Genomic DNA, 21,665 nt, shown 5'->3' with positions numbered 1-21,665 from the left:
GCGTGCGCTAACGTAGACGCGAAAGTTCGACTGAGGCAAGACGACCCGGTCGAATACGAACATCCACACCGCAGAATGCACGCTTGGGAAGTACCAAGACCTTCCTCTGAGGAGGTCCTGCGGACAGCCTTGCACCATGTCAGTCCAAGGGCGCCTCGCCCACAGTCCGGTAGCTGCGCGCGTAGTAGAGCAGCGGCTCCTCGCCCGAGCCGCCCTCGACGCGGGTGACTTCGCCGAGGATGAGGTCGTGGTCGCCCGCGCGGTGACGGGCCCAGGCGCGGCAATGGAAGACGCCCATCGCGCCGTCTAGGACAGGGACGCCTGCGTCATTGAGACGGTGCGGGATCGTAGCGAGTTGCTCGGCGCTCGTGAGGTCGGGCACCGCGAAGTGCGTGGCGAGGTGAGCCTGCCCTGCGTGGAGTAGATGCACGCAGAACGCCTCCGCCGTTTCCAGCACGCCGTGGAGGCCGGTGCCCCGGATTACGTTGAACGACACCAACGGCGGGTCGAGCGAGACGCTCGTGAACGAGCCGATGGTAGCCCCGCGCACGACGGCGTCCGTCGCTGTCGGGCCAGAGGCCGCCGTCACGACGGTCACGGGGCTGGCGACATGCCGCATCGCGTGGCGGAGGGCGTCGCCCAGGTCAATGGGTGCGGGGGGCGAGGCGGGCGAGTGCGTAGCGCGCATGAGACAGGAGAGAGGCAAAGAGACGAGATGGGCGATGTCAACGTTCGAGGCCGTACGCTAGTTCTTCAGGACCCGAGTTCTGCTCCGGCACGCGAGCGAAACCACGGCGCTTGTTGTGCGAAGAGCCGCGGGAAAGCGGCACAGCGCTTGACGTCCCCTGCCCTGACGCGCCTAGCTTGGCTGTTCTCAGCGCTGCCGCCCGCTCGCGTCATCGCCCCCCTGCCCCACCGCACTACTGCCCTACCGCCACACCGCAACACCCTATGACTTGGTGGCAAGCCGCGATCCTGGGCCTCGTCCAAGGCCTCGCAGAGTTTCTCCCGATCTCCTCCTCCGGCCACCTCGTCCTCGGCGAGTACGTGCTCGGCCTCTCCGGCGACGCCGCCAACGACATCACCTTCGAGGTCTTCGTCCACTTCGGGACGACGCTCTCCATCGTGACGGTCTACTGGCGGCGCATCCTGCGGCTCATCTCGGGCGGCCTCAAGGCGCTCACGCAGCCCTCGACGTGGGGTGAATCGCTGCGGGCCGGGCGCATCGAGTCGACGGGCGTGGGCGCGCCATCGCCGGTGGTGTCGCTGCGGTTGATCGCGTTCATCCTGATCTCGATGGTGCCGACGGGGCTCGTCTACGTCCTTTTCAAGGACCAACTCGAAGCTGCCTTCAGCGACCCACGGCTCGTCTGTGGCATGCTGCTCGTGACGGGCACGCTGCTCTTGCTCACGCTGCTGCGCAAGAACCCGCAGGGACAGCTGAGTCCTGTCAAGGCGATCCTCGTCGGCGTCGCGCAGTCGATGGCAATGATTCCCGGCATCTCGCGCTCCGGCTCGACGATCTGTACGGCGATCTACCTCAACGTGGACCGCCGCGAGGCCGCCGACTTCTCGTTCCTGATGCTGCTGCCCGTGATCCTCGGCGCGACGCTCCTCAAGACGCTGGAGTTGCTCGAAACGGGCGCGACCGTGGACTGGGTGCCGCTGCTCGTCGGGACGGCCGTGGCCTATGTCTCCGGCGTGTGGGCCATCAAGGTCGTCATCGACTTCGTGAAGCGCGGCAAGCTGCAGTATTTCGCCTACTACTGCTACACGGTCGGCATTTTCGGCCTCGTCTGGCTCACGTTCGTCGCGTAGCCGAGAATCGCAGGCGGCGCACGGCGGCTTTTTCCACATTCCGCTGAAAACTCAAGCGCGGGGCATGCAGATTCGCCCTTCTGCCACGTTGGTGCCCGTACTTTTTGCGGCTCTGCGCCCTCCGCTTCTCTTCCAGCCCCCACCGCTTTGTTTTTCTCGACGGACGTCGCCATCGACCTCGGCACGGCGAACACGCTGATCCACATCCAGGACCAGGGGATCGTGCTCAACGAGCCCAGCGTGGTCGCGCTCAACCGCAAGACCGGCCAGCCCGAGGCCGTCGGCTTCGACGCGCTCCAGATGCACGAGCGCACGCACAAGGACATCGAGACGATCTGGCCGCTCAACGACGGCGTGATCGCCAACTTCGACGTAGCGGAGGTGCTCATCAAGGAACTCATCAAGCGGGCTGTCAACAAGCGGTTCACCAATCCGCGCCGGATGGTGATCTGCGTGCCGAGCGGCATCACCGAGGTCGAGCGCCGCGCCGTGCGCGACTCGGCCATCAACGCCGGGGCCAAGCAGGTCGGCCTGATCGACGAGCCCATGGCCGCCGCCATCGGGATCGGCTTGGACGTGCAGGCGCCCATCGGCAACATGATCGTGGACATCGGCGGCGGGACGACGGAGATCGCCGTGATCGCGCTCTCAGGCATCGTCGTGGACGAGTCGATCCGCGTGGGCGGCAACGAACTGGACGCGGCGATCCTGCAGTACTTCCGCAAACACCACAACCTGCTCATCGGGCAGCGCACCGCCGAGCGCATCAAGTGCGAGATCGGCAGCGCGTCCGAGCTTGATCCCGAGTTGGTGCTCTCCGTCAAGGGCCGCGACCTCGTCTCGGGCGTGCCGAAGACGCGCGAGATCACGAGCGAGGACGTCCGCGAGTCGCTCCGCGCCCCGGTCCAGCAGATCGTGCAGGCCGTCATGCGCGCGCTCGAACGGACGCCCCCGGAGTTGGGCGGCGACATCCTGGAGCGCGGCATCATGCTCACGGGCGGCGGCGCGATGCTCAAGAGCCTCGACAGCCATCTGCGCGAGCGGACCGAGATGCCCGTCTTCGTCGCCGAGGACCCGCTCACGGCCGTCGTGCGCGGCACGGGTCAGGTGCTGGAGGAGATCGAGAAGTTCGACAAGGTGCTGAGCAAATAAGTAGGGCGATTGGCGATTGGCGATGAAGCACATCGGCTTTCGCCTCGTCGTCGAACGAATTCCGTGGCTGTTCTCCCGCCCTCGCCCTTCGGTATGTTGGCCGGGACCAGCCCTCCCCACCTGCCGCTAGCTTCCTCGCTATGACCCTCGCCGGACGGCTCTGGGAACGCGCCCGCGACTTCGTGCTGCTCGCGGTGCTGCTCGTGGCGAGTCTGCTCCTGCTGCTCCGGCAGAACGGTCCTGCGCTGCGCACCGCTCGGGCGGCGGCGCTGGACCTCACGGCGCGCGTCGAGGGCGTCTTCTCGTGGGCCGGGCGCTACACCGCGGCCCTCCAGGAAAACGAGCGGCTCCGCGCCGCGACCATTGATCTGGCGGCTGAGGCGGCGCTCTTGCGTGAGGCCCGCGCGGAGAACCGGCGGCTGCGCGGCCTGCTCGCCCTGAGCGATTCCTCGGACTATGACCTCCTCCCGGCGCGCGTCGTCGGCAAGGACCTCACGCGCCAGAGCAACCAACTCACGCTCAACGTGGGCCGCAACGACGGCGTCGCGCTCGACATGCCCGTCATGGACGAGCGCGGGCTCGTCGGCAAGGTAAGCCTCGTGAGCGCCAACTACAGCCTCGTGCTGCCGCACCAGAACACCAACTTCGCCGTCCCCGCCCGCATCAACGAGTTGGGCCGCGACGGCCTCGTGCGCTGGGACGGGACCGCCTACGACCGCCTCACGATGGACTACATCGTCCGCACGGAGCCCGTCCGCGTCGGGCAGCGCGTCGTGACGAGCGGCTTCAGCGACGTCTTCCCGCCCGGCCTGCCCATCGGTCGCATCGACTCGGTGCTCGTAGCGGGCGGGCGCAACGACTACGTGCTCTTCGTCGAACCCGCCGCGCCGATCAGCACCGTGGACTACGTGTATGTCGTCCTCCGCACCCCCGACCCCGAACGCGCCGCCCTCGAAGCTGAGGGAAGCTAGAGGTTTGTAGTATGAAGTTAGAAGTTGGAGCCGTGTATAGATGCTGTGCTGCTGCCTGGTTTCTGCTCACCCTATCCCCTATTCCTTATTCCCTAACTCCGGTCGCAGCGGCCCAGCCCAACCTGACCGCGCAGATCGACGCGCTGCTGGACGTGCCTGCCTACGAGGACGCGCACTGGGGCGTGCAGGTCGTCAACCTGGAATCCGGCCAGACGCTCTACCGCCGCGACGAGAGCAAGCTCTTCATCCCGGCATCCACGCAGAAGCTGCTCACGACTGCCGCCGCGCTCGACCTACTCGGGCCCACGTTCCGCTACGTGACGCCGCTCTACCTCGATGGGCGGATCGAGGGTAGCACGCTGGTTGGCAATCTCGTCGTGCGCGGCGTGGGCGACCCGACGATCGGCGGGCGCTACACCGAGGGCGACAAGACGCTCACCTTCCGCGCCTGGGCAGACGCGCTCCGGGCGCGCGGTATCACCCGCATCACCGGCGATATCCTGGGCGACGACGACGTGTTCGACGAGACGGCGCTCGGCCCGGCCTGGTCCTGGGACGACCTGCCGTTCTACTACGCCGCCGAGATCGCGGGCCTGAGTTACAACGAGGGCACTGTCGAGTTGCTCGTGGAGGCTACGACGCCGGGCCAGCCGACGCGGATCACCTGGGAGCCTGCCATGACGCCCTACGTGCGCGTCGAGAACACGAGCCAGACGGCCGTCGCCGGGACGCCCTACGACGAAGGCTACGCGCGCGACCTCTCCGGCAACACGATCACCGTATCGAGCACAGTTGCTGCAGGCCGCCAAGATTTCGAGGCCATCGCCGTGCACAACCCGACGGCTTACTTCGCACAGGTGCTCCTCGAAACACTCGAAACGCAAGGCATTGAGGTAGACGGCCAGGCCTTCGACGCGGACGCGCTCTCCGATGCGACGTTCGACTACGCCCAGATGGCGACGCTCGCGTCGCATGCGTCGCCGACGCTGGCCGAGATCGCGCGCGACGTGAACGTGCGCAGCAACAACCTGGCGGCCGAGCACCTCTTCAAGACGCTCGGCGCGCAGATCTACCCAGCCCTGTCGGAGGCCCAGGAGGACGATGCACCCGAAGTAGGCAGCTTCCGGGCAGGCGCGCTCGCCACGCGGGCGTTCCTCGGCCGCGCGGGCGTCGACACGAGCCGCGTGCGGGTACGGGACGGCTCGGGGCTGTCCTACCAGAACCTCGTGCGCCCGGCAGACTTCACGGCGCTGCTCACCTACATGGACCGCCATCCCGAGCCCGCCGTGCGCGCGGCGTTCTTCGACTCGATGCCGGTCGGCGGGCGGGACGGCACGATCGCGCGGCGCTTCCAGACGGGACGCGCGGGGGGCAACGTCCGTGCAAAAACGGGCTTCATCACCGGCGCGCGGGCGCTCGTGGGCGTCGTCACCACGGCGGGCGGCTCGCGGCTCGGCTTCGCGCTCCTCGCCAACCACTACAGCGTCCGCACGCGCCAGGTGAACGCCACGCAGGACGCCATCGTGGAACTTCTAGCAAGCTGGCCTCGATAAGGGGCATGATCGCGCCGCCAATATTCGCGGGCGCTCCGATGATTTCTAGTGCAGTCCTTCTCCACAGCGGCCGTTGATGCCGCCCCTGGTTTGACGACGTCCTACGGGTCCTCGGAACGCACGGTGGCGCTTCCTCCACTCGTTTTCGCATGACGCATCTCTACGGCCCGGCTTCCGGGCACAGCCCGCTTGTCGGCGCGCCGACGATACACGCTACAACCGTCCTCGGCGTCCGGGTCGGCGACAAGGTCGCGCTCGGGTCCGACGGGCAGGCCACGATGAAGGACACCGTCCTCAAGCACACGGCGCAGAAGGTGCGCCCGCTCCATGGCGGCAAGATCCTGGCAGGCTTCGCCGGGGCCACGGCCGACGCCTTTACCCTCTTCGAGCGGTTCGAGGCAAAGCTGCAGCAGCACGGTGGCAACGTCGCGCGCTCGGCCGTCGAGCTCGCCAAGGACTGGCGCACCGACCGCTACCTCCGCCGCCTCGAAGCGCTCCTCGCCGTGGCGGCCCCCGACCGCCTGCTCCTCATCTCCGGCACCGGCGACGTGATCGAGCCCGACGACGACATCCTCGCCATCGGCTCCGGCGCGCCCTACGCGCTCGCCGCCGCCCGCGCGATGATGAAGCACGCCGACGGCCTCACCGCGCGCGAGGTTGTGGACGAAGGCCTCCGCATCGCCGCCGACATCTGCATCTACACCAACGACCGCCTCACCATCCTCGAACTCGACGCCGAATGACGGCTGTCAGCGACTTCGTCCAGCGCCTCACTCCAGTCCTCTTCACGCTTTACTCCTGACTCTGCACACAGGCATCCAGCTATGACCACGTCTCCTAGTCATCCTCAGGCCGCAGCCGTCCTGATCGATTACCAAAACCTCTACTACTACCTCAAGAACCGCCTTATGCACCCCGGCTCGCCGAGCGACGTCACCATCGAGCTCATCGAGGGGCTGCGACGCCACCTCGACGGCGAGGGCATTCACGTTGGGCGCGGGTTCGCCTACGCCGACTTCGCGGGCATCGACGAGCACGTGCGCCACGTCCAGCGGGCGCTCTACCTCAACGGCATCCAGCCGCAGTTCGTCCCCTCGACGATGCACCGCAACACGACGGACCTGCAGATGGCCATCGACGCGATCCGCTACTCGGAGCGCTTCGACGACATCGACCCGTTCGTGCTCGTCTCGGGCGACCGCGACTACGTCCCCGTCGTGCAGGCGCTCAAGGCGCGCGGCCGCCGTGTGCGCGTGATCGCCTTCCGCGAGCACCTCTCGGCGCGCCTCCTCGAACAGACCGGCATGGGCACCTATGTCTTCGCCGAGTCGCTCCTGAGCGAGGACACCGTCGACCTCCTGGAGGAGGAGAACCAGACGGCGGCGCCCGCGGGTACCATCACCGACTTTGCGGAGATCACCGACCCGCCCAACGAGCGCGACTACGACGCCCTGGAAATCATCGAGGAGTTCTTCGGACAGTACGACGAGATCTACCTCACGCCGCTGCTGCGCCGCCTCTCGGAGGAGCTCGGCGAGATGGACGACCACGACCCGAAGTCGCTCATCGGCGACCTCGAAGAGTGCGGGGCCGTTCGCCTAGAGCGCCGCCGCGGGATGCCCTATGACTACACCGTGCTCATCGTCAACGACGAGCACCCGGCCGTGCTGGAAGTGCGCGCCGAGTATGCCGAGCGCGGTGGCACGGCTGGCGCCGCCGCGCCAACCCTGGAAGCCACAGGCTCGCTCGACGACGACGAGTAGGTGCGCCCAGCGCCGCTCCGTCTCCATCGTCCACCGACGCACAGCATTCCCATGACAGAAGAACTCACCCCGCGGCAGATCGTCGCGGAACTCGACAAGTACATCGTCGGGCAGACCGAGGCGAAAAAATCGGTCGCCATCGCGCTGCGCAACCGCTGGCGGCGGCTCAACGCGCCGCCCGAGATGCGCGACGAGATCATGCCCAACAACATCATCATGATCGGCCCGACGGGCGTGGGCAAGACGGAGATCGCCCGCCGCTTGGCCCGCCTCGCCGGGGCCCCGTTCATCAAGGTGGAGGCCACGAAGTTCACCGAGGTTGGCTACGTCGGCCGCGACGTGGAGAGCATGGTGCGCGACCTCGCGGACCTCGCCGTGAATATGGTCAAGGCCGAGCAGGCCGAGCGCGTGCAGGAGCCCGCCCGCGCCCGCGCCGAGGAGCGCATCCTCGACCTGCTCATCCCGCCCGCCAACGCGAAGAAGTCGAACCGCCCTGCTATCCAGGGCCCCGGCTTCGTGTTCACGCCCCAGGAGGAAGAGCAAGACGACAGCGAACCCAAAAGCGAGGCCGAGCTCCGAGAGCGCACCCGGGCCCGGTTCCGCGACATGCTCCGTGCCGGCGAACTCGACGAACGGGAAGTCGAGATCGAGGTGACCGCGACCAACAACCCCACCCTCCAGATGTTTGGCCCGATGGGGCTGGAAGAGATGGGCATCAACCTGCAGGAGATGTTTGGCAACCTCGGCGGCAAGCAACGCAAGAAGCGGCGTGTCAAGATTGAGGAGGCCCGCGAGATCCTGATTCAGGAGGAGGCGCAGAAGCTCATCGACCACGAGTCGGCGACGGCCGAGGCTATTGAGCGCGTCCAGCAGTCGGGCATTGTCTTCATTGACGAGATCGACAAGGTGGCGGGGCGCGGCTCAGGCACGGGTGGCGGCAGCGGCCCTGACGTGAGCCGCGAAGGCGTCCAGCGCGACATGCTGCCCATCGTCGAGGGCTCAACCGTGACTACCAAACACGGTATTGTCAAGACCGACCACATCCTGTTCATCGCCTCGGGCGCCTTCCACGTCTCGAAGCCGAGCGACCTCATCCCGGAGTTGCAGGGCCGCTTCCCGATTCGCGTGGAGCTGAGCACGCTCGGCGAGGACGAGTTCGTGCAGATCTTGACGGCGCCGAAGAACGCGCTCACGAAGCAGTACCAGGCGCTCTTCGCCTCGGACGGCGTGACGCTCACCTTCACCGACGCCGCCGTCCGCGAGGTTGCCAAAACAGCGGCGCGCGTCAACGAGGAGGTCGAGAACATCGGCGCGCGACGGCTGCACACGGTCCTGACGACGCTCCTGGAAGCGTTGCTCTTCGAGATGCCCGAGGGCGTCGAGGGCGATACCGTCGAGATCGATGGCGCGTTCGTGCGCGAGCGCCTACACGACATCGTCGAGGACCGCGACCTGAGCCAGTATATCCTCTAGCCGTTTCCCGGTCCAGTCTGGCAGGCTCAGCGTCTCAGCAGGTGTTGCGCGTTCCTTGTTGCGCATCGGACTGAGCCTGTCTGCACCTCAAAGGTAAAGCGACCCCCTCGCTGCTTCTTTTTTCCAGCATGAGCGAGCTTCGCGCCACGTGGCATTCGCTGGACAACGCCTCGGCGCGGGCGGCGTATGCGGCGCTGCTCGGTGCGAGTCCGCAGCGAACGCCGTTCCACACGCTCGTGCATGCCGATGCAGCCTGCGCGGCCTTTGGGCTGACCGGGGAACTCCTCAGCGTCGGTATCCCAGGTGAGGACCCACGCGTTGCCGGTGTGGTGTTCTGGAAGCAGCGGGGGCCGTTTCGCCTCGCGGTCGTACCGCCGCTGACGCCCTACGGCGGCCCTGTGTGCGCCACCTCGCTCAGCGATACGCTGTCGGGGTCGAACCCGCTAGGTACGCCTGAGGGCGCGCTCACGTGTTGGATTGAGGCGCTCGGTGACCGCGCCGACTTCGTCGAACTGCACCTGCCCCCTGCGTTTGCGGACACGCGACCGTTTGCCTGGGCTGGGTGGGACGTGACCCCACGCCACACCTACGCGGGCGCCTCGGACTGGGGCGGCACGGTCCCGCCCTACGTGCGCAAGATGGTCCGGGAGAACCGCGCCACCCGCACCGATGGCTCGCCGCGCCCGAATGGCCTCGTGCTCCAGCGCGATGACAGCGCCACCGCGCTCGTTGCCGACTTCGTGACGCGGCCGTTTCGCAGGCAAGGGCGCGAGTTCGGGTTCGCGGAGGATCCCCTCGAACAGCTTGTCCGCGCCCACGTTGCGAGCGGACTAGGCCGCATTCTGGTCGCTGCGAAGCGCGATGGCACGCCGGTCGGCGCGGTTGCCACGACGGTCGACGACCTCGCAGGCTACTTCTGGGCCGGCAGCGCAGACCCTGGCGCGGGGATGCTCATGCTCATGGCCGCGACCGCCGACGCCCTCGCCGACGACGGTATCCCGACCATCGACCTCGTCGGTGGCAATCTGCAGACGGTCTCGTCCTTCAAGCGGCGGCTGGGCTTCCCGCTGGTCGCCTCGGCGCGCGTCGAGGTGGCACCGTCGCGGGCGCTACGTCTCCTCCGAGCGCTCCGGTGACGGAATCGGACCAGCCCGGAGGGTGGCGCGCACGCTCGCGAACGGCATGGGCACGGTCCTCGCTGCTCGCCCCGATCCTCACGCTCGTCGGCGGGACGGCAGCAGCGCAGGCGCTCGTGTTCGCCGCCCGGCCGGTCCTGACGCGGCTCTACACACCCGACGACTTCGGCGTGCTGACGGTCTTCACCACGCTCGTCTCGCTTGGGGCGACGGTCGCCTCGGGCGGCTACCGCTCGACGCTCCTCCTGCCTCGCTCCGACGACCGCGCTGCGGGCCTGTTCGTGCTCGCGCTCGGCTGCGCGACGGCGGTTTCGCTACTGAGTGCGCTCGTGCCGCTCGTTCCGGCGGGTCTCGCTCCGACCGTGCTCGCTGACCCCGTCGCGCGCATGGCCTTGGTGCTGTTTCCTGTAGCGCTCCTCGCCGCGGAGGCCGTGCAGACGCTGACCGTCTGGCATAGCCGCTTCGACCGGTTCCGCCTCGTCTCCACCCTGCGGGTCGTTCAGAGCGGCACGACGCTGGCCGTCCAGCTAGGCGTCGGGATCGCTCTCGCTGCGGGTGTCATCGCCGGGGGCGCGGGCTCCAGGCTTGCTGCGCTGGGCCTCGTGGGCGGCGTGGTGGTTGGCTTTCTCGTCGGCGCGCTCGTCGGCGGCGTCTGGCTGCTCACGCGCGACCGTGCCCGCTTCGGTGCCGTGTCGAGAGCGGGCGTCGTGCGCCTCGCCGGGCGCTACCAGCGCTTCCCTCGCTTCTCAGCACCGGCGGCCTTGCTCAACGTGGCGGCCACACGCGCGCCGGTCTTGCTGCTCGCGGTGTTCTTTGGCAGCGCCGTCGTCGGTCAGTTCGGTGTGGCCTTCGGCGCGCTGGCCTTGCCACTCGGCCTCGTCACAGGCGCTGTGGGCGAGGTGTTCTTCGTGCGCGCCGCCGATGCGCACCGGGCCGGGACGCTGCCGTCGCTGACGCGGACGGTGCTGCGCGGGATGTGGGCCGTGACGCTCTTCCCGAGCCTCGCGGTGTTGGTCGCTGGGCCGTCGCTATTCGCGTTCGTCTTCGGCGATGTGTGGGCGGAGGCCGGGCGCTACGCCCAACTCACCGCGCCGTGGGTGCTGCTCGCCGCCATCGCCGCGCCCATGACGGCCCTGTTCGATGTCCTCGAACGTCAGCGTGCCGACCTCGGCTTCAGCATCGTGATGTTCGTGGTGCTGACGGGGGCGATTACGACCGCTAGCCTCTCGCTCGATGCTGTGGGCACGGTGCTCGTCGCGGGCGTGTTCGGCGCGGTGCTACGGGTGGCGCACCTCGCCTGGATGCTGCACCTGGCCCGCGTCCCCTATCGCGGCGTCCTCACGGACGCTGGCGCCGCGCTCGTTCGCGCTATTCCTCTCGTAGCGCTCGTCGCGGTCGTCGAGTGGAGCGCGCTTGGACTGGCCTGGACATTTACGGCCACGGTCTTGGGAGGCCTCGTCACACTGGCACTGGGCAGACGAGCGCTTCGGAGTGCCCGGACACCTCGTAGCGAGCAGCTGGCCCACAAAAAAGGAGAGCACTCGGACGAGCACCCTCCTTCTTGAGTCGGAGCGGAGTCGCTACGGAAGCGACCGCTAGGACAGAATCGACTTAAACGTCGAGGGTAGGTCGCCGCGCTGGTTCGGGGCCTCGTTGACCTCGGGGCGCTCGGTGGCGCCATCGCCTTCAGCACCGGCTGCCTCAGCACTGGCCGCCTCGCCGCAGAACTTCTGGTAGGCTTGCGCGAGGTCCTGAGCGATGGCCGAGGCGCTGCGCCCTTCGATGTGGCGACGCTCGACGGCGAAGACGGGATCGCCGTCCACCAGCAAGAACATCGACGGGGAGGACGGCGGGATGCCCGCGAGGTGCTCGCGCAGGCGCGCCGTGGCGTCGAGGTCCTGCCCGGCGAAGACCGTTACCATGCGGTCCGGCTGCGGGATCGGGGCTTGGCTCACGAGCGCGACGGCAGGCCGGGCGTTGGCCGCGGCGCACCCGCACACCGAGTTGACGACGGCGAGGGTCGTGCCGTCTGGCGCATCGAAGAGCGCGTCCACCTCGTCGGCGGAGCGGAGTTCGTTGACGCCGAGGCGGGTCAGTTCTGCGCGCATCGGCGCGACGAGGGCTTCAGGGTAAGGCATGGGTAGGATCGGTCAGGGTTGGGGAAAGCTGGGGCTAGCGGCTCCGCTGGACATCGGCCATGATGGCACGGCCGTCGACCAGGTCCCACTCGCTCCCGGCGAGCGGGATGTAGCGGCGGCGGGCGGCCTCGGTCGTCTCGCGCAGCGCATCGGCGGTCGGCTCGGTCACGGCACGCGCCTGGTCTTCGAGCCACGTCGAGGCAGTGCGCGCTTGCTCGCCGATCCGTTCACGGGTGTCGGCCCCCGAGCGCGGGGCCAGCAGCATCCCAAAACAGAGACCGCTGGCGAAGGCGAGGCCGGCTACCACGAGCCGTTCGAGCCGGGAGGCGCGGGGGACGGGCGTGGGGCGGGAGAACCGGAGCATGCGGCAGCGTGGAGGTTAGAACAGGGAGCGTCGGCATGGTCGGGTTCAGGAATTCGCGCCAGTCCAGGGCGGTTCCGTAGCCAGTGGGCTCTGGGCGCGTCCCGGTATGATCTGTGCTTGTTTCGACAAGAATTGCCGTATCTTGCATCCACCTCACTCATTTCACATCTCCAATGACCCGACTGTACGCCGACCGGGCGTGCGTACACGTCGCCTCGCGGACGATGCGTTTCTGTGCGCTGCTGCTGGCCCTTGGGCTGTGGGCTGGCTGCGCAGGGAGCGCCCGTCTCGATGCGCCGCTGACGCCCCTCGTCCCCACCGCCGAGGCTCCGCACACAGAGGCCGAGACGGAAGTCCGCCTCCGCGCCACCGCCGACCGATGGCTGGGCGTGCCCTATAAATGGGGCGGCACCACCCGCAACGGCATCGACTGCTCGGCGTTCGTTCGTGCGCTCTACCAGGAGACGTTCAGCGTACCGCTCCCACGCACCACGCACACCCAGGTGCTTGTCGGTCAAGAGGTCGCCTGGGGCGAGTTCCAGACCGGCGACCTCATCTTCTTCAAGACCGGCCGCCGCCGCAACCACGTGGGCGTCTATCTCCGCGACGGTATGTTCGTGCACGCGTCCAGCAGCCAGGGCGTCACCGTCTCGTCACTCGAAGGGTACTACACCCGGAAGTACTGGACCGCGCGGCGCGTGCTGCCCCGCTTTGGGACGCTGCAGCCCGTCGTCGCCGAGGCGCCCGACGTCCCTGTGTCGCCCGTCCCCGTGCGCCCGACTTCGCCCGCTCTCCGCCCCGGATGGTAGCGTCACGCAGGCCCGCTGCCGAACCGGCGGGGCTTGCGGACGTATATTGAGAAGCAGTTCGCCGCATCCCGGTCTATCGGGGCGTGGCGTTCTTGTTTTTTGGTGCCCGACCGATCGCTGCGCCCTCGCTGCCGTCGCCGTCGGCTTGCTCCCCCGTCGCCAGCCACTCCCACACCCATGTCGAACACCGTCTATCTGACTCAGGAAGGCCTCGATGACCTGAAGGCCGAGCTACAGCGCGCCCGCACGGTCGAGCGTCAGGAAATCGCGCAGGCCATCGCGGAGGCGCGGGCCCAAGGTGACCTCTCAGAAAATGCGGAGTACGACGCCGCCAAAGAGGCGCAGGGCCACCTGGAAGCCCGCATTGTGCAGCTCGAGAACACGCTCGCCAACGCCCGCGTGGTGGACGAGAGCGACGTCGACACCTCGAAGGCGCGCATCCTCTCGAAGGTGCGCGTGAAGAACATCAAGGCGAAGGCCGAGGCCATCTACACGCTCGTCTCAGCACGCGAGGCCAACATGGCGCAGAAGAAAATTTCCGTCACCAGCCCCATCGGCAAGGCCTTACTCGGCACCGAAGTAGGTGACGTAGTGGAAGTGAAAGTGCCCGCGGGCAAGGTGCAGCTCGAAGTGCTCGACATCAGCCGGTAGTCGCGCCCCCCTGCTTTCACCCTGATGCCCGACGCCGCCGCCCCTCGCTCTGCTTCGCCGCTCCGGCGCTGGCTCGGACGCAGCGTCCGCCTGGTGGTGTGGCTCGTCGCGGGCTACTTCCTCGGCTGCACGCTCCTCATCGCCGCCTACCGCGTCATCGATCCGCCATTCACGACCGTGCACGTCGAGCGGTGGGTGGAGTCGTGGGGCAGTGACGGGGACTACGACTACCGCCGCGCCATCGTCCCGCTCGCGGAAATCTCGGATCAGTTGGAGCGTGCCGTCGTGGCGTCGGAGGACGCGCGGTTCTACCAGCACCACGGCTTCGACTGGGTGGAAATCGGCAAGGCCCGCGAGGAAGCCGCGCGCGGCGAACACCTGCGGGGGGCCTCGACGATCACCCAGCAGCTCGCGAAGAACCTATTCCTCACCACGGATCGGTCGTGGCTCCGCAAGGCGGCCGAGGTGCCGCTCGCCGTGGTCATCGAACTGCTGCTGCCCAAAGAGCGCATCCTGGAACTCTACCTCAACAGCATCGAGTGGGGCCCCGACGGGGTGTTCGGCGCGGAGGCTGCTGCGCAGGTGCACTACGGCTTGACGGCGGCGCAACTCTCGCGCAACCAGGCCGCGCGCCTGGCTGCTATCATCCCAGCACCGCAGACGCGCCAGCCTCACGCGGCCGACCGGACGGCGCAGTTCATCCTCCGCCGCATGTGGCAGCTGGGGTACTAGGAAGCCTGAAGCACACCAGCATGCCCTCCTCATGATCGACCTGCGCAGTGACACCGTGACGAAGCCTACGCCCGCGATGCGGGAGGCGATGGCCACCGCCGAGGTCGGCGACGACGTGTTTGGCGAGGACCCGACTGGGGCACGCTTGGAAGCACGCATAGCCGCGCTGCTGGACAAAGAGGCGGCTGTGTTCGTTCCGTCGGGCGTGATGGGCAACCAGATCGCGCTGCACCTCCACACGCGTCCGGCCGACGAGGTGATCGTGGCGGAACGCGGCCACATCTACCACTATGAGTCCGGAGCGCCCGCCGCGCTTTCCGGCGTACAGCTCAAGCCCGTCGGCGACGCGCGCGGCTACGTGGCACCGGACGACGTGACGGCGGCGGTGCGCGGCACCTACGACTGGGAGCCGCGCACCACCCTGCTCTGTCTCGAAAACACGGTCAACAAAGCCGGCGGCCGCGTCTTCCCGCTCGATCTACTCCGTGCCACGGCACAGACGGCACGCGGACACGACCTCGCCCTGCACCTCGACGGCGCCCGGCTGTGGAACGCCGTCGCTGCGACCGGCATCGCTGCGGCGACTTGGGCCGCGCCCTTCGACACGGTCAATGTGTGCCTCTCGAAAGGGCTAGGCGCGCCGGTCGGGTCGGTGCTGGCAGGCAGCGCCGCCGCTATTCGTGAGGCGCGGCGGATCCGCAAGCGGCTCGGCGGCGGCATGCGGCAGATCGGCCTCCTCGCCGCGGCCGGGCTCCACGCACTCGACCATCACCTCGGGGACCTCGCGCTCGACCATGCCCGTGCGCTGCGCCTGGCTGAAACGGTAGCCGCCCTCCCCAGCTTCGACATCGACCTGGCGACTGTCGAGACGAACATCGTCCTCTTCGACACGGTGCCCTGCGACGCTGCGACTGTCTTGGCAAAGCTGGAGGCGCGCGATGTCCACATGGTAGCGTTCGGCCCGCGCACCATCCGCGCCACGTTCCACCGGGACCTGAGCGACGCCGATGTGGTCCTGGCCTGCGACGCCCTGCAAGCCGTGGACCGCGCGCTAGCTGCCTGAGCGCTGGCTGGCTGAGCACCTGGGCCCCCGCAAGCGAGGGGACAAAATCGGCGCCGGGGTGAACCTTTCAGGAAGCCAGGCCTACCTACTGAACTCCGCACGTTCACCGCAGCCGCCTACCCACTCAGCCGCCCCCGCCATGCCGGACTGGTACGAGGTCTTCGACAACGAGCAGGCACTCGTGCAAACCCGCGAGCGTGTGGGCCAGCTGACCATCGGCACGTCGCTGCTGGCGGGCGCCGTGGTCTCGTTTGCGCCCCTCGTCGTGCTCCACTTCGACCACGGCCTGGTGTGGGCTGGCCTCATGGCAGCAGTCTTGGCCGCGGCCCTCGGGTGGGCTGCGCTGGACTACCTGCATCAGCGCTGCGTCGTGTGGTGCGTCAAGCTCTCGATGCAGCACGTCATCGGCTATGACTTCGCGCGGCGCACGCTGGAGCTCGATTGGACCAACGTGGCTCGTGTGGAACTGGACGCCGAAGGGCTGCTGCTGGTCGGCGAACCTAGCGAGAAGCCGCTCCCGACCGTGCTGAAGATTCCCCACTCCTACCCCGCCTTTGCCACGCTGAGCCACCGCATCGTCGAGTACGCCGAGGCCCACCACGTGCCCGTCCATGTGGACGGCCAGCCGCTCGAAACGCTGGACGTGGATTCGATCTTCGGCGTGCGCGACTAGGACTCAGCCGGTTCAGGCGGCGCCTCGCTTCGCTGCGATGGCTGCGCGGAGCGGTTCCAAGATGCGGTGCGGTTCAAACGGCTTCTGAATGTAGGCCTGGAAGCCTGCCGTGAGGAAGCGGTCGCGGTCGACCTCGTCGCCGTAGGCCGTCACGGCCATGGCGAACGCGTCTGCATAGCCGTCGAGGGATCGCGCAATACGCAGCACGTCGATGCCCGTCTCGCGCCCGCCGAGGTTGATGTCGAGCACGAGGGCATCGAAGGGATAGCGCGTGAGCGCATCCAGCGTGGCGCGCGGCGAGTCGACGGCCACCACGTCGAACTCGCGGGAGATGAGACGTTCGAGCAGGAGCCGGGTCTCTGGGTTGTCTTCCACCACCAGCACGCGGGGGCGCGGTGTTGCGTCCTCGGTGTCGGTCTCCTCAGCCACCGGTGGCTCGGCGACCGGCGGCTCTACCTCCACACCAGCAAACGCGTCGAGCGCGGTGTCGAGCGCCAGGTCCGTCGTGCGGGCTATCGGCGTAGCCACTTTGCGAGGCGGATGCTCTGAATAGGGCAGCTTCACACCGACAGGCAGCGTGACCTCCGTGCGCGCGTATGGCCTCCCTGTAGCCACCTGCTCTACATCGCTATCGATTGCGACTGAAGGGCCATGGAAGTCTTCTTTGGTATCTACACGCTGCTCGTCCTCGACTGCGGGCCTGTCGTCGGTGTTGGTAGGCTTTACGTCGGTGCTGCCAAGCCTCATGTCTATGTAGGTCGGCTCATCATCCGCGCCGGCAGGCTCCTCGTCGAACGGATCGAACAGCATGAGTGCGTTGGCCGCCGCCTCTAGAGACGCGTGCTGGCGATGCGGCATGCTTCGGAGCGGCTCCTCCTCCTGGCCCGCCTGTTCCGTCGGCGGTGCCTCGGCACCGAAGCGTAGGGCATCGCTAGTCTCAGGCTCGGCATCCATTGCGCTAGAAGCCGCCGTCGCCTCTTCAGGCAGCGGAGAGGGCGTCGTCTCCAGCACGGTATCCTTTGCCTTTTCGACCTCTAAGGGATCAGACTCCGACGTGGCTGACGCTGCCACGACTGGCTGTAGAATTTCACGCTCAGGAGCGGTGACCCCCGGCGCAGAGCCCACGGTTTTCCGGATCTGGGACGCTTGGCCGTGCTGCTCTTCGACAGGCACCGGCTGCTCTTCGACAGACACAGGGGGAGCTGCTGGAACGGCGGTGTGCGCCGCAGCCTGTCCATCCTCCGCGTCCGTTGTTCGCTCGATGAGCGGCACGTCGAGACGGAGGTAGTACGAAGCGTTTGCGGTGGCTTCGCGGTGCAGCCGTCCACCCATAAGCGCGAGCAGCCGCTCGGCCACGAGGCCGTTTAGCGGGCTCGTCAGCGCGTGGTCCGGCATGGGCGCCGCCCCGGGTTGGGGGATCGCTTCACTCCGGAAGGCGAGGCTTACCATGCCGGCTCTCTCGTCGGTGCGCACGCGGAGCGTACCGGCCGGAGCCTCCTTGATCGCCATCGAGACGACGTAGTGCAGCACACGGCTGAGCGCATGGGCATCCTGGTGCACGATAGGGCGGGCGGTGCCGCGCTGCGCTTTGATGGTGAGCCCCTTCCGCGCCGCGAGCGGGCTGAGCACATCGAAGACGCGTCCCACCGCCTCGTGGAAGTCCAAGTCTGCACGCACCAGATCGACTTCCCCGGCTTCGATGCGGGCAAGGTCCACCATCAGGTTCAGCGACGACGACAGCGCGCGCCCCTGCTCGGCGATGGCTTGGGCAACCTGGAGCCGGTCGTTGTCCCGGAGCGGACCGGGCTGGCTGAGACGTTGCGCCTGGTCAACAATGGCTGCGATCGGGGCGCGCAGCGACTCGCTGAGCGCCGGCAGCACGCTGGTGCTGGCTCGATGCCGTGCCTGGGCAAGCGCATGTTCAGCCCGGCGGAGTGCGGCGCGGTCCGGGTCAATGTCGATCAACACGGCGAGGACTTCTGCGCGGCCGTCGACCTCGCGGCGTACGACGGCCTGGCGCACCCACCTCGCCTCGCCGCGCGGCGTCACGAGGCGGTGGTCAAACCGAGTCGGAGCGCCTAGTCCGAGTTCGTTTATCGCCGCCCGAACGCCTCCGGCGTCGTTGGGATGGACGGCGGCCAGCACGTCGTCGAACGAGAGCGCCCGCGCTGAAGCTGCGCCGAGCAGCCTCCGAAACGACTTCGTAGCCCATGCGATAGTCCACGTGCCCTCATCACTGCATTCCATACCGTAGGCTGCCACGGTGGCCAGCCCTACGAGCGCCTTCAGCGGCAGCGGAGCCTCTGACATCACCTGCTCTGACGGCTCCAACCCCTTGTCGAAGGCAGGGCCCTTATCGAAGGTAGGGGTCGTCGCTCTCGCCCCATCCATCTTGGCAGAGTCGAGCGCTGCCTTCGACAAGGGGGGCCGCTGCACGCCAGAGTCGGCGAGGGTGATGGCCACATGGTGGGCCAGCAGCCCGCCACGCTGGCGCGCATGGAGTCCGAACGACTGCGGCGTCTCGTAGAACGCCCACACGGCGCCGACGGGCTGGTTGCGGTGCCAAATCGGTAGGATGAGGGCCGCCTGGTGGCGCGCGTGCGTGAACAGCGGGCGGAGCGTTTCGGGGAGCCGCGCGATCGATTTTTGGCCAAGCTGGGGCACGGCAGACGCAAGGCGTGGCACTTCATAGTCGTGCCAGCGCTTGGCATCGGACAGCAACGCATAGAGCGGCGCCTCGAAGGCGCGCGAGGCACCACCGAGCACGAGCTGGCCTGATTCGTCCATCCGCACGACGGCAACGCGCTCCGCGCCGAGGATCTGCTCGGCCGCGATCACTGCTGCCGCACAGACATCGGCGGGCGTGTCTGCGCGGTCTGCTGCCTCGGCGTAGGCGAGAAGCGCCGACACCAGCGACTGGTCCGAGGACTCTGGCTGAGGCTTGGGGGTGCCTTCGTGTTCTGCTTCTGCTGCGCTGTCTTCCCCGGCCGACTCAGTCAGAGTACCCTCGACGAAGAGGACGCGCCCATCAGCGCCGCGCACCGGTGTTGCCGATGGACCGAGACGGAGCGCCGCGGGCCGGTCCCACCGCAGCAACAAGTCGGGCAGGGTTGCACCGGCAGGCAACGGGGCCTCGGCGAGCGCGGCAGCGCGCAGCGCGCTGAGTACGCGCCGGGTAGTATCGTCGGCGTCCGGGACGACCAGAACGGGAAGGGCGTCTGACATGGCGGGCAGGCAGATGGCGGAGTAGACCGTCTCACCCTCAAAGCCGGTGCCAAGCATCCAGGCACGCTCCAGATGCGGTCAACGTTGTTTTCTGTCGCCTCAGGATTACGAACTTACCTCTCCATCCCATCGCCGCAGGCCAAGGCTTTCTATGAACCCGTCCACGCTGTTTGCTCTCGCCCTGCTGCGCCTCGACGGGGTCGGGCGGGTGACGACGCACCGCCTCCTGCAGCACTTCCCAACGTGGGAGGCGCTGCTCGACACCCCGCGCGAGCAGGTGCTCGTCCGGCTCAAGGGCGTCGCAAAGGCCGAGGCGCTCGTCACCCGTCTCTTCGACGAGGACGCCATGGCGCCGGTGCTCGACGAGGTACGGACAGCGCTCCAGATCCACGCGGGGCGGCACGTTCGCGTCTGGACGCCGGCCGCGCCAGGCTGGCCCGCCGGTCTCGACCTGCTTCCTCGGGCGGAACGTCCCGTAACGCTCTACAGCTACGGCACCTCGGCGCTCCTACAGCAGCCGACCGTCGCCGTGCTGGGACGCGCTGGGCTCTCGGGCCCCGCCTTCGAGGCCGCGCAGGCGCTGGTGCGACACCTGATCAGCGCTGGGCTGCCCGTGGTTGCCGGCGCCGCCGATGGCTTCGACGTGGTGATGCACAAGCTGTGCTACACCCAGCGCCACCCGTCGGTCGTGGTGGCGGCGAGCGGGCTAGCCAAGCTACCCACCTCGATCCGGCCCCACGCGAGTGCCGTCGTGGGGGCTGGCGGGCTCGTCTGCGCGCCGTTCGACATGCACCACGGTCCGTTCGCACACGACGATCGCGAACGTGCGCTCACGCAGGCCGCCCTGGCGGCAGCCGTGGTAGTCGTGGAGCCACAGGCCGACACCCCCGAGCACAAGGCCCTCGCTTGGGCGCTCGACGCCGACCGTCCGGTGTTTGCCATTGCGGGCACCGACACCAAGGCGCTCTCAGAGCGCGTCCATCGCCTCGACCGGCCCGTCGATTTCGACTGGGTGGTGGCTGCGGCCCGAACCAGCAACGAGGCCCCACTGTCCGACGACTCGCCGTCCGACGACCCGCCAGCGCTCCCGTCGAAAAACTAGCTCCTCACGCCTACCCTCCCGCGTCCCTCTCCCCTCCACTCTGTGCTCCCCCGCCTTCTTTTTGTGTTCCTCGACGGCGTCGGCCTCGGCCCGGCGACGGACGCCAACCCCCTCGCCACCAACGACCTGCCCGCGTTCGCCCGCCTCGCGGGTGGACACGCCTGGACCGACGCAGCGCCGGTGCTGACCGCGCCGCGCCACCTCTTCCGGCCTATCGACGCCAACCTGGGCGTGGAGGGGCTACCCCAGAGTGGCACCGGGCAGGCCTCGCTGTTCACCGGCGTCAACTGCGCGGAGCGGGCCGGGCGGCACTACGGCCCCTATCCCCACTCCACCTCAAAGCCAGTCCTCAAGGAGCGCAACCTATTCGCCCAGCTCCATGCTGCCCTCGGCACGGACCAGCCGGTCGACGCGACGTGCGCCTTCGCCAACGCCTACCCGTCGCGGTTCTTCGAGGTGATGCGCCAGCGCAAGCGGTGGACCGTCACGTCGTATTGCTGCTATGCCTCGGGCGTCCGCTTGCGCCGCGCCGCCGACCTCGAACGCCGCCGCGCGCTGTTCGCCGACCTCACCGGGGCCTCGTGGCCCGGCGCCGCACTCCCGGTCCGCTCCGAGGCGGAGGCCGCGGCCGATCTGCTCGCGCTCGCCGCCCGCCGCCACGTCACGCTCTTCGAGTTCTGGCTCACCGACAAGGTCGGCCACGCGCAGGACCCAGGCACCGCAGCTACGCTCCTCGCCGGCCTCGACCGGTTCCTCGGAGCGCTCCTCGACGGCCTGGCCAACGACGTGACGCTCGTCCTGTCCAGCGACCATGGTAACATCGAGGATCTGGCTACGAAGAGCCACACGCGCCATCCGGTCCCGCTCCTCGCCGTCGGGCCAGGCGCCGCGGCGCTCGCCGAGGTCGAGGACGTGTGCGGCGTGGTGCCTAGCTTAGTACGCTGGTTTGGAACGCATCGCGTAAGCTGAACCGCCTCCCAGCGCATCTCTTCGGCCCCCGCCGCCCTAGTTCCCTCCGTCGCTCTCCATCTTCCCTGCCGCC

Annotated in this window: 20 protein-coding genes; 16 read left to right on the top strand and 4 right to left on the bottom strand. The window is 68.1% G+C overall.

Going from position 1 to position 21,665, the window contains the following annotated elements:
* Positions 1-139 precede the first annotated feature (139 nt).
* Entirely contained in the window at positions 140-688 is a 549-nt protein-coding gene (locus AAFU51_09745; GenBank protein MEO1571538.1) for a flavin reductase family protein, read from the bottom strand.
* A gap of 263 nt (positions 689-951) precedes the next feature.
* Here AAFU51_09745 and AAFU51_09740 point away from each other — a divergent pair, with 263 nt between their 5' ends.
* From AAFU51_09740 to AAFU51_09700, 9 genes are all read left to right on the top strand, one after another.
* Positions 952-1,818, top strand: a complete 867-nt coding sequence (locus tag AAFU51_09740) for an undecaprenyl-diphosphate phosphatase (GenBank protein MEO1571537.1) — start codon at positions 952-954, stop codon at positions 1,816-1,818.
* A gap of 147 nt (positions 1,819-1,965) precedes the next feature.
* Entirely contained in the window at positions 1,966-2,970 is a 1,005-nt protein-coding gene (locus tag AAFU51_09735; GenBank protein MEO1571536.1) for a rod shape-determining protein, read from the top strand.
* A gap of 140 nt (positions 2,971-3,110) precedes the next feature.
* Complete coding sequence (mreC, locus tag AAFU51_09730; GenBank protein MEO1571535.1) at positions 3,111-3,941, top strand: rod shape-determining protein MreC; 831 nt, start codon at positions 3,111-3,113, stop codon at positions 3,939-3,941.
* A gap of 32 nt (positions 3,942-3,973) precedes the next feature.
* On the top strand, positions 3,974-5,494 hold the full coding sequence (gene dacB, locus AAFU51_09725) for a D-alanyl-D-alanine carboxypeptidase/D-alanyl-D-alanine-endopeptidase (protein ID MEO1571534.1): 1,521 nt from the start codon (positions 3,974-3,976) through the stop codon (positions 5,492-5,494).
* Between the two features lie 149 nt (positions 5,495-5,643).
* Entirely contained in the window at positions 5,644-6,237 is a 594-nt protein-coding gene (hslV, locus tag AAFU51_09720; protein ID MEO1571533.1) for an ATP-dependent protease subunit HslV, read from the top strand.
* A gap of 81 nt (positions 6,238-6,318) precedes the next feature.
* Positions 6,319-7,257: an NYN domain-containing protein gene (locus AAFU51_09715; GenBank protein ID MEO1571532.1), complete on the top strand. Its 939-nt coding sequence runs from the start codon at positions 6,319-6,321 to the stop codon at positions 7,255-7,257.
* Positions 7,258-7,308: 51 nt separating this feature from the next.
* Positions 7,309-8,730: an ATP-dependent protease ATPase subunit HslU gene (gene hslU / locus AAFU51_09710; protein ID MEO1571531.1), complete on the top strand. Its 1,422-nt coding sequence runs from the start codon at positions 7,309-7,311 to the stop codon at positions 8,728-8,730.
* A gap of 128 nt (positions 8,731-8,858) precedes the next feature.
* A complete protein-coding gene (locus tag AAFU51_09705; protein ID MEO1571530.1) occupies positions 8,859-9,866 on the top strand; it encodes a GNAT family N-acetyltransferase in 1,008 nt (335 codons plus the stop codon).
* Positions 9,863-11,431 (top strand): lipopolysaccharide biosynthesis protein, encoded by a 1,569-nt coding sequence (locus AAFU51_09700; protein MEO1571529.1) that lies wholly within the window; start codon positions 9,863-9,865, stop codon positions 11,429-11,431. The genes AAFU51_09705 and AAFU51_09700 overlap by 4 nt, the downstream gene beginning before the upstream one ends.
* Before the next feature lie 30 nt (positions 11,432-11,461).
* On the opposite strand, the gene AAFU51_09695 is transcribed toward AAFU51_09700, so the two are convergent.
* Positions 11,462-12,004 (bottom strand): BrxA/BrxB family bacilliredoxin, encoded by a 543-nt coding sequence (locus AAFU51_09695; protein ID MEO1571528.1) that lies wholly within the window; start codon positions 12,002-12,004, stop codon positions 11,462-11,464.
* A 34-nt stretch (positions 12,005-12,038) separates the two neighbouring features.
* Positions 12,039-12,368 (bottom strand): YtxH domain-containing protein, encoded by a 330-nt coding sequence (locus tag AAFU51_09690; protein ID MEO1571527.1) that lies wholly within the window; start codon positions 12,366-12,368, stop codon positions 12,039-12,041.
* Positions 12,369-12,541: 173 nt separating this feature from the next.
* Between AAFU51_09690 and AAFU51_09685 the strand changes: the two genes are divergently transcribed.
* The 5 genes from AAFU51_09685 to AAFU51_09665 all read left to right on the top strand — a co-directional run bounded on the left by AAFU51_09685 (position 12,542) and on the right by AAFU51_09665 (position 16,296).
* Positions 12,542-13,177 (top strand): NlpC/P60 family protein, encoded by a 636-nt coding sequence (locus tag AAFU51_09685; protein ID MEO1571526.1) that lies wholly within the window; start codon positions 12,542-12,544, stop codon positions 13,175-13,177.
* 177 nt (positions 13,178-13,354) lie between these two features.
* Entirely contained in the window at positions 13,355-13,828 is a 474-nt protein-coding gene (gene greA, locus AAFU51_09680; GenBank protein ID MEO1571525.1) for a transcription elongation factor GreA, read from the top strand.
* Positions 13,829-13,852: 24 nt separating this feature from the next.
* The gene (gene mtgA / locus AAFU51_09675; GenBank protein ID MEO1571524.1) at positions 13,853-14,560 is read left to right on the top strand and encodes a monofunctional biosynthetic peptidoglycan transglycosylase; all 708 of its coding nucleotides are present in this window, start codon (positions 13,853-13,855) and stop codon (positions 14,558-14,560) included.
* A 31-nt stretch (positions 14,561-14,591) separates the two neighbouring features.
* Positions 14,592-15,623: a GntG family PLP-dependent aldolase gene (locus AAFU51_09670; protein MEO1571523.1), complete on the top strand. Its 1,032-nt coding sequence runs from the start codon at positions 14,592-14,594 to the stop codon at positions 15,621-15,623.
* A gap of 139 nt (positions 15,624-15,762) precedes the next feature.
* The gene (locus tag AAFU51_09665) at positions 15,763-16,296 is read left to right on the top strand and encodes a hypothetical protein (GenBank protein MEO1571522.1); all 534 of its coding nucleotides are present in this window, start codon (positions 15,763-15,765) and stop codon (positions 16,294-16,296) included.
* A gap of 12 nt (positions 16,297-16,308) precedes the next feature.
* On the opposite strand, the gene AAFU51_09660 is transcribed toward AAFU51_09665, so the two are convergent.
* Positions 16,309-19,521: a response regulator gene (locus AAFU51_09660; protein MEO1571521.1), complete on the bottom strand. Its 3,213-nt coding sequence runs from the start codon at positions 19,519-19,521 to the stop codon at positions 16,309-16,311.
* A gap of 151 nt (positions 19,522-19,672) precedes the next feature.
* On the opposite strand from AAFU51_09660, the gene AAFU51_09655 reads away from it, so the two are divergent.
* Together AAFU51_09655 and AAFU51_09650 are read left to right on the top strand one after the other, a co-directional pair.
* Complete coding sequence (locus tag AAFU51_09655; GenBank protein MEO1571520.1) at positions 19,673-20,623, top strand: DNA-processing protein DprA; 951 nt, start codon at positions 19,673-19,675, stop codon at positions 20,621-20,623.
* A 42-nt stretch (positions 20,624-20,665) separates the two neighbouring features.
* Entirely contained in the window at positions 20,666-21,592 is a 927-nt protein-coding gene (locus AAFU51_09650) for a peptidase (GenBank protein ID MEO1571519.1), read from the top strand.
* The last annotated feature ends 73 nt before the right edge of the window (positions 21,593-21,665 follow it).

This window comes from Bacteroidota bacterium (genome assembly GCA_039821555.1).
In the GTDB taxonomy this organism is placed as follows: domain Bacteria; phylum Bacteroidota; class Rhodothermia; order Rhodothermales; family Rubricoccaceae; genus JBCBEX01.
This window is presented reverse-complemented; position numbering and strand designations above follow the sequence as displayed.

What these genes read in the sequence shown, in the direction of transcription:
- hslV (MEO1571533.1), top strand. Translation starts at nt 5,644, where the DNA reads ATGACGCATCTCTACGGCCCGGCTTCCGGGCACAGCCCGCTTGTCGGC.
- greA (MEO1571525.1), top strand. Translation starts at nt 13,355, where the DNA reads ATGTCGAACACCGTCTATCTGACTCAGGAAGGCCTCGATGACCTGAAG.
- mreC (MEO1571535.1), top strand. Translation starts at nt 3,111, where the DNA reads ATGACCCTCGCCGGACGGCTCTGGGAACGCGCCCGCGACTTCGTGCTG.
- AAFU51_09745 (MEO1571538.1), bottom strand. Translation starts at nt 688, where the DNA reads ATGCGCGCTACGCACTCGCCCGCCTCGCCCCCCGCACCCATTGACCTG.
- AAFU51_09695 (MEO1571528.1), bottom strand. Translation starts at nt 12,004, where the DNA reads ATGCCTTACCCTGAAGCCCTCGTCGCGCCGATGCGCGCAGAACTGACC.
- AAFU51_09740 (MEO1571537.1), top strand. Translation starts at nt 952, where the DNA reads ATGACTTGGTGGCAAGCCGCGATCCTGGGCCTCGTCCAAGGCCTCGCA.
- AAFU51_09690 (MEO1571527.1), bottom strand. Translation starts at nt 12,368, where the DNA reads ATGCTCCGGTTCTCCCGCCCCACGCCCGTCCCCCGCGCCTCCCGGCTC.
- AAFU51_09665 (MEO1571522.1), top strand. Translation starts at nt 15,763, where the DNA reads ATGCCGGACTGGTACGAGGTCTTCGACAACGAGCAGGCACTCGTGCAA.
- hslU (MEO1571531.1), top strand. Translation starts at nt 7,309, where the DNA reads ATGACAGAAGAACTCACCCCGCGGCAGATCGTCGCGGAACTCGACAAG.
- AAFU51_09715 (MEO1571532.1), top strand. Translation starts at nt 6,319, where the DNA reads ATGACCACGTCTCCTAGTCATCCTCAGGCCGCAGCCGTCCTGATCGAT.
- AAFU51_09685 (MEO1571526.1), top strand. Translation starts at nt 12,542, where the DNA reads ATGACCCGACTGTACGCCGACCGGGCGTGCGTACACGTCGCCTCGCGG.
- AAFU51_09660 (MEO1571521.1), bottom strand. Translation starts at nt 19,521, where the DNA reads ATGTCAGACGCCCTTCCCGTTCTGGTCGTCCCGGACGCCGACGATACT.
- AAFU51_09670 (MEO1571523.1), top strand. Translation starts at nt 14,592, where the DNA reads ATGATCGACCTGCGCAGTGACACCGTGACGAAGCCTACGCCCGCGATG.
- mtgA (MEO1571524.1), top strand. Translation starts at nt 13,853, where the DNA reads ATGCCCGACGCCGCCGCCCCTCGCTCTGCTTCGCCGCTCCGGCGCTGG.
- AAFU51_09705 (MEO1571530.1), top strand. Translation starts at nt 8,859, where the DNA reads ATGAGCGAGCTTCGCGCCACGTGGCATTCGCTGGACAACGCCTCGGCG.
- AAFU51_09655 (MEO1571520.1), top strand. Translation starts at nt 19,673, where the DNA reads ATGAACCCGTCCACGCTGTTTGCTCTCGCCCTGCTGCGCCTCGACGGG.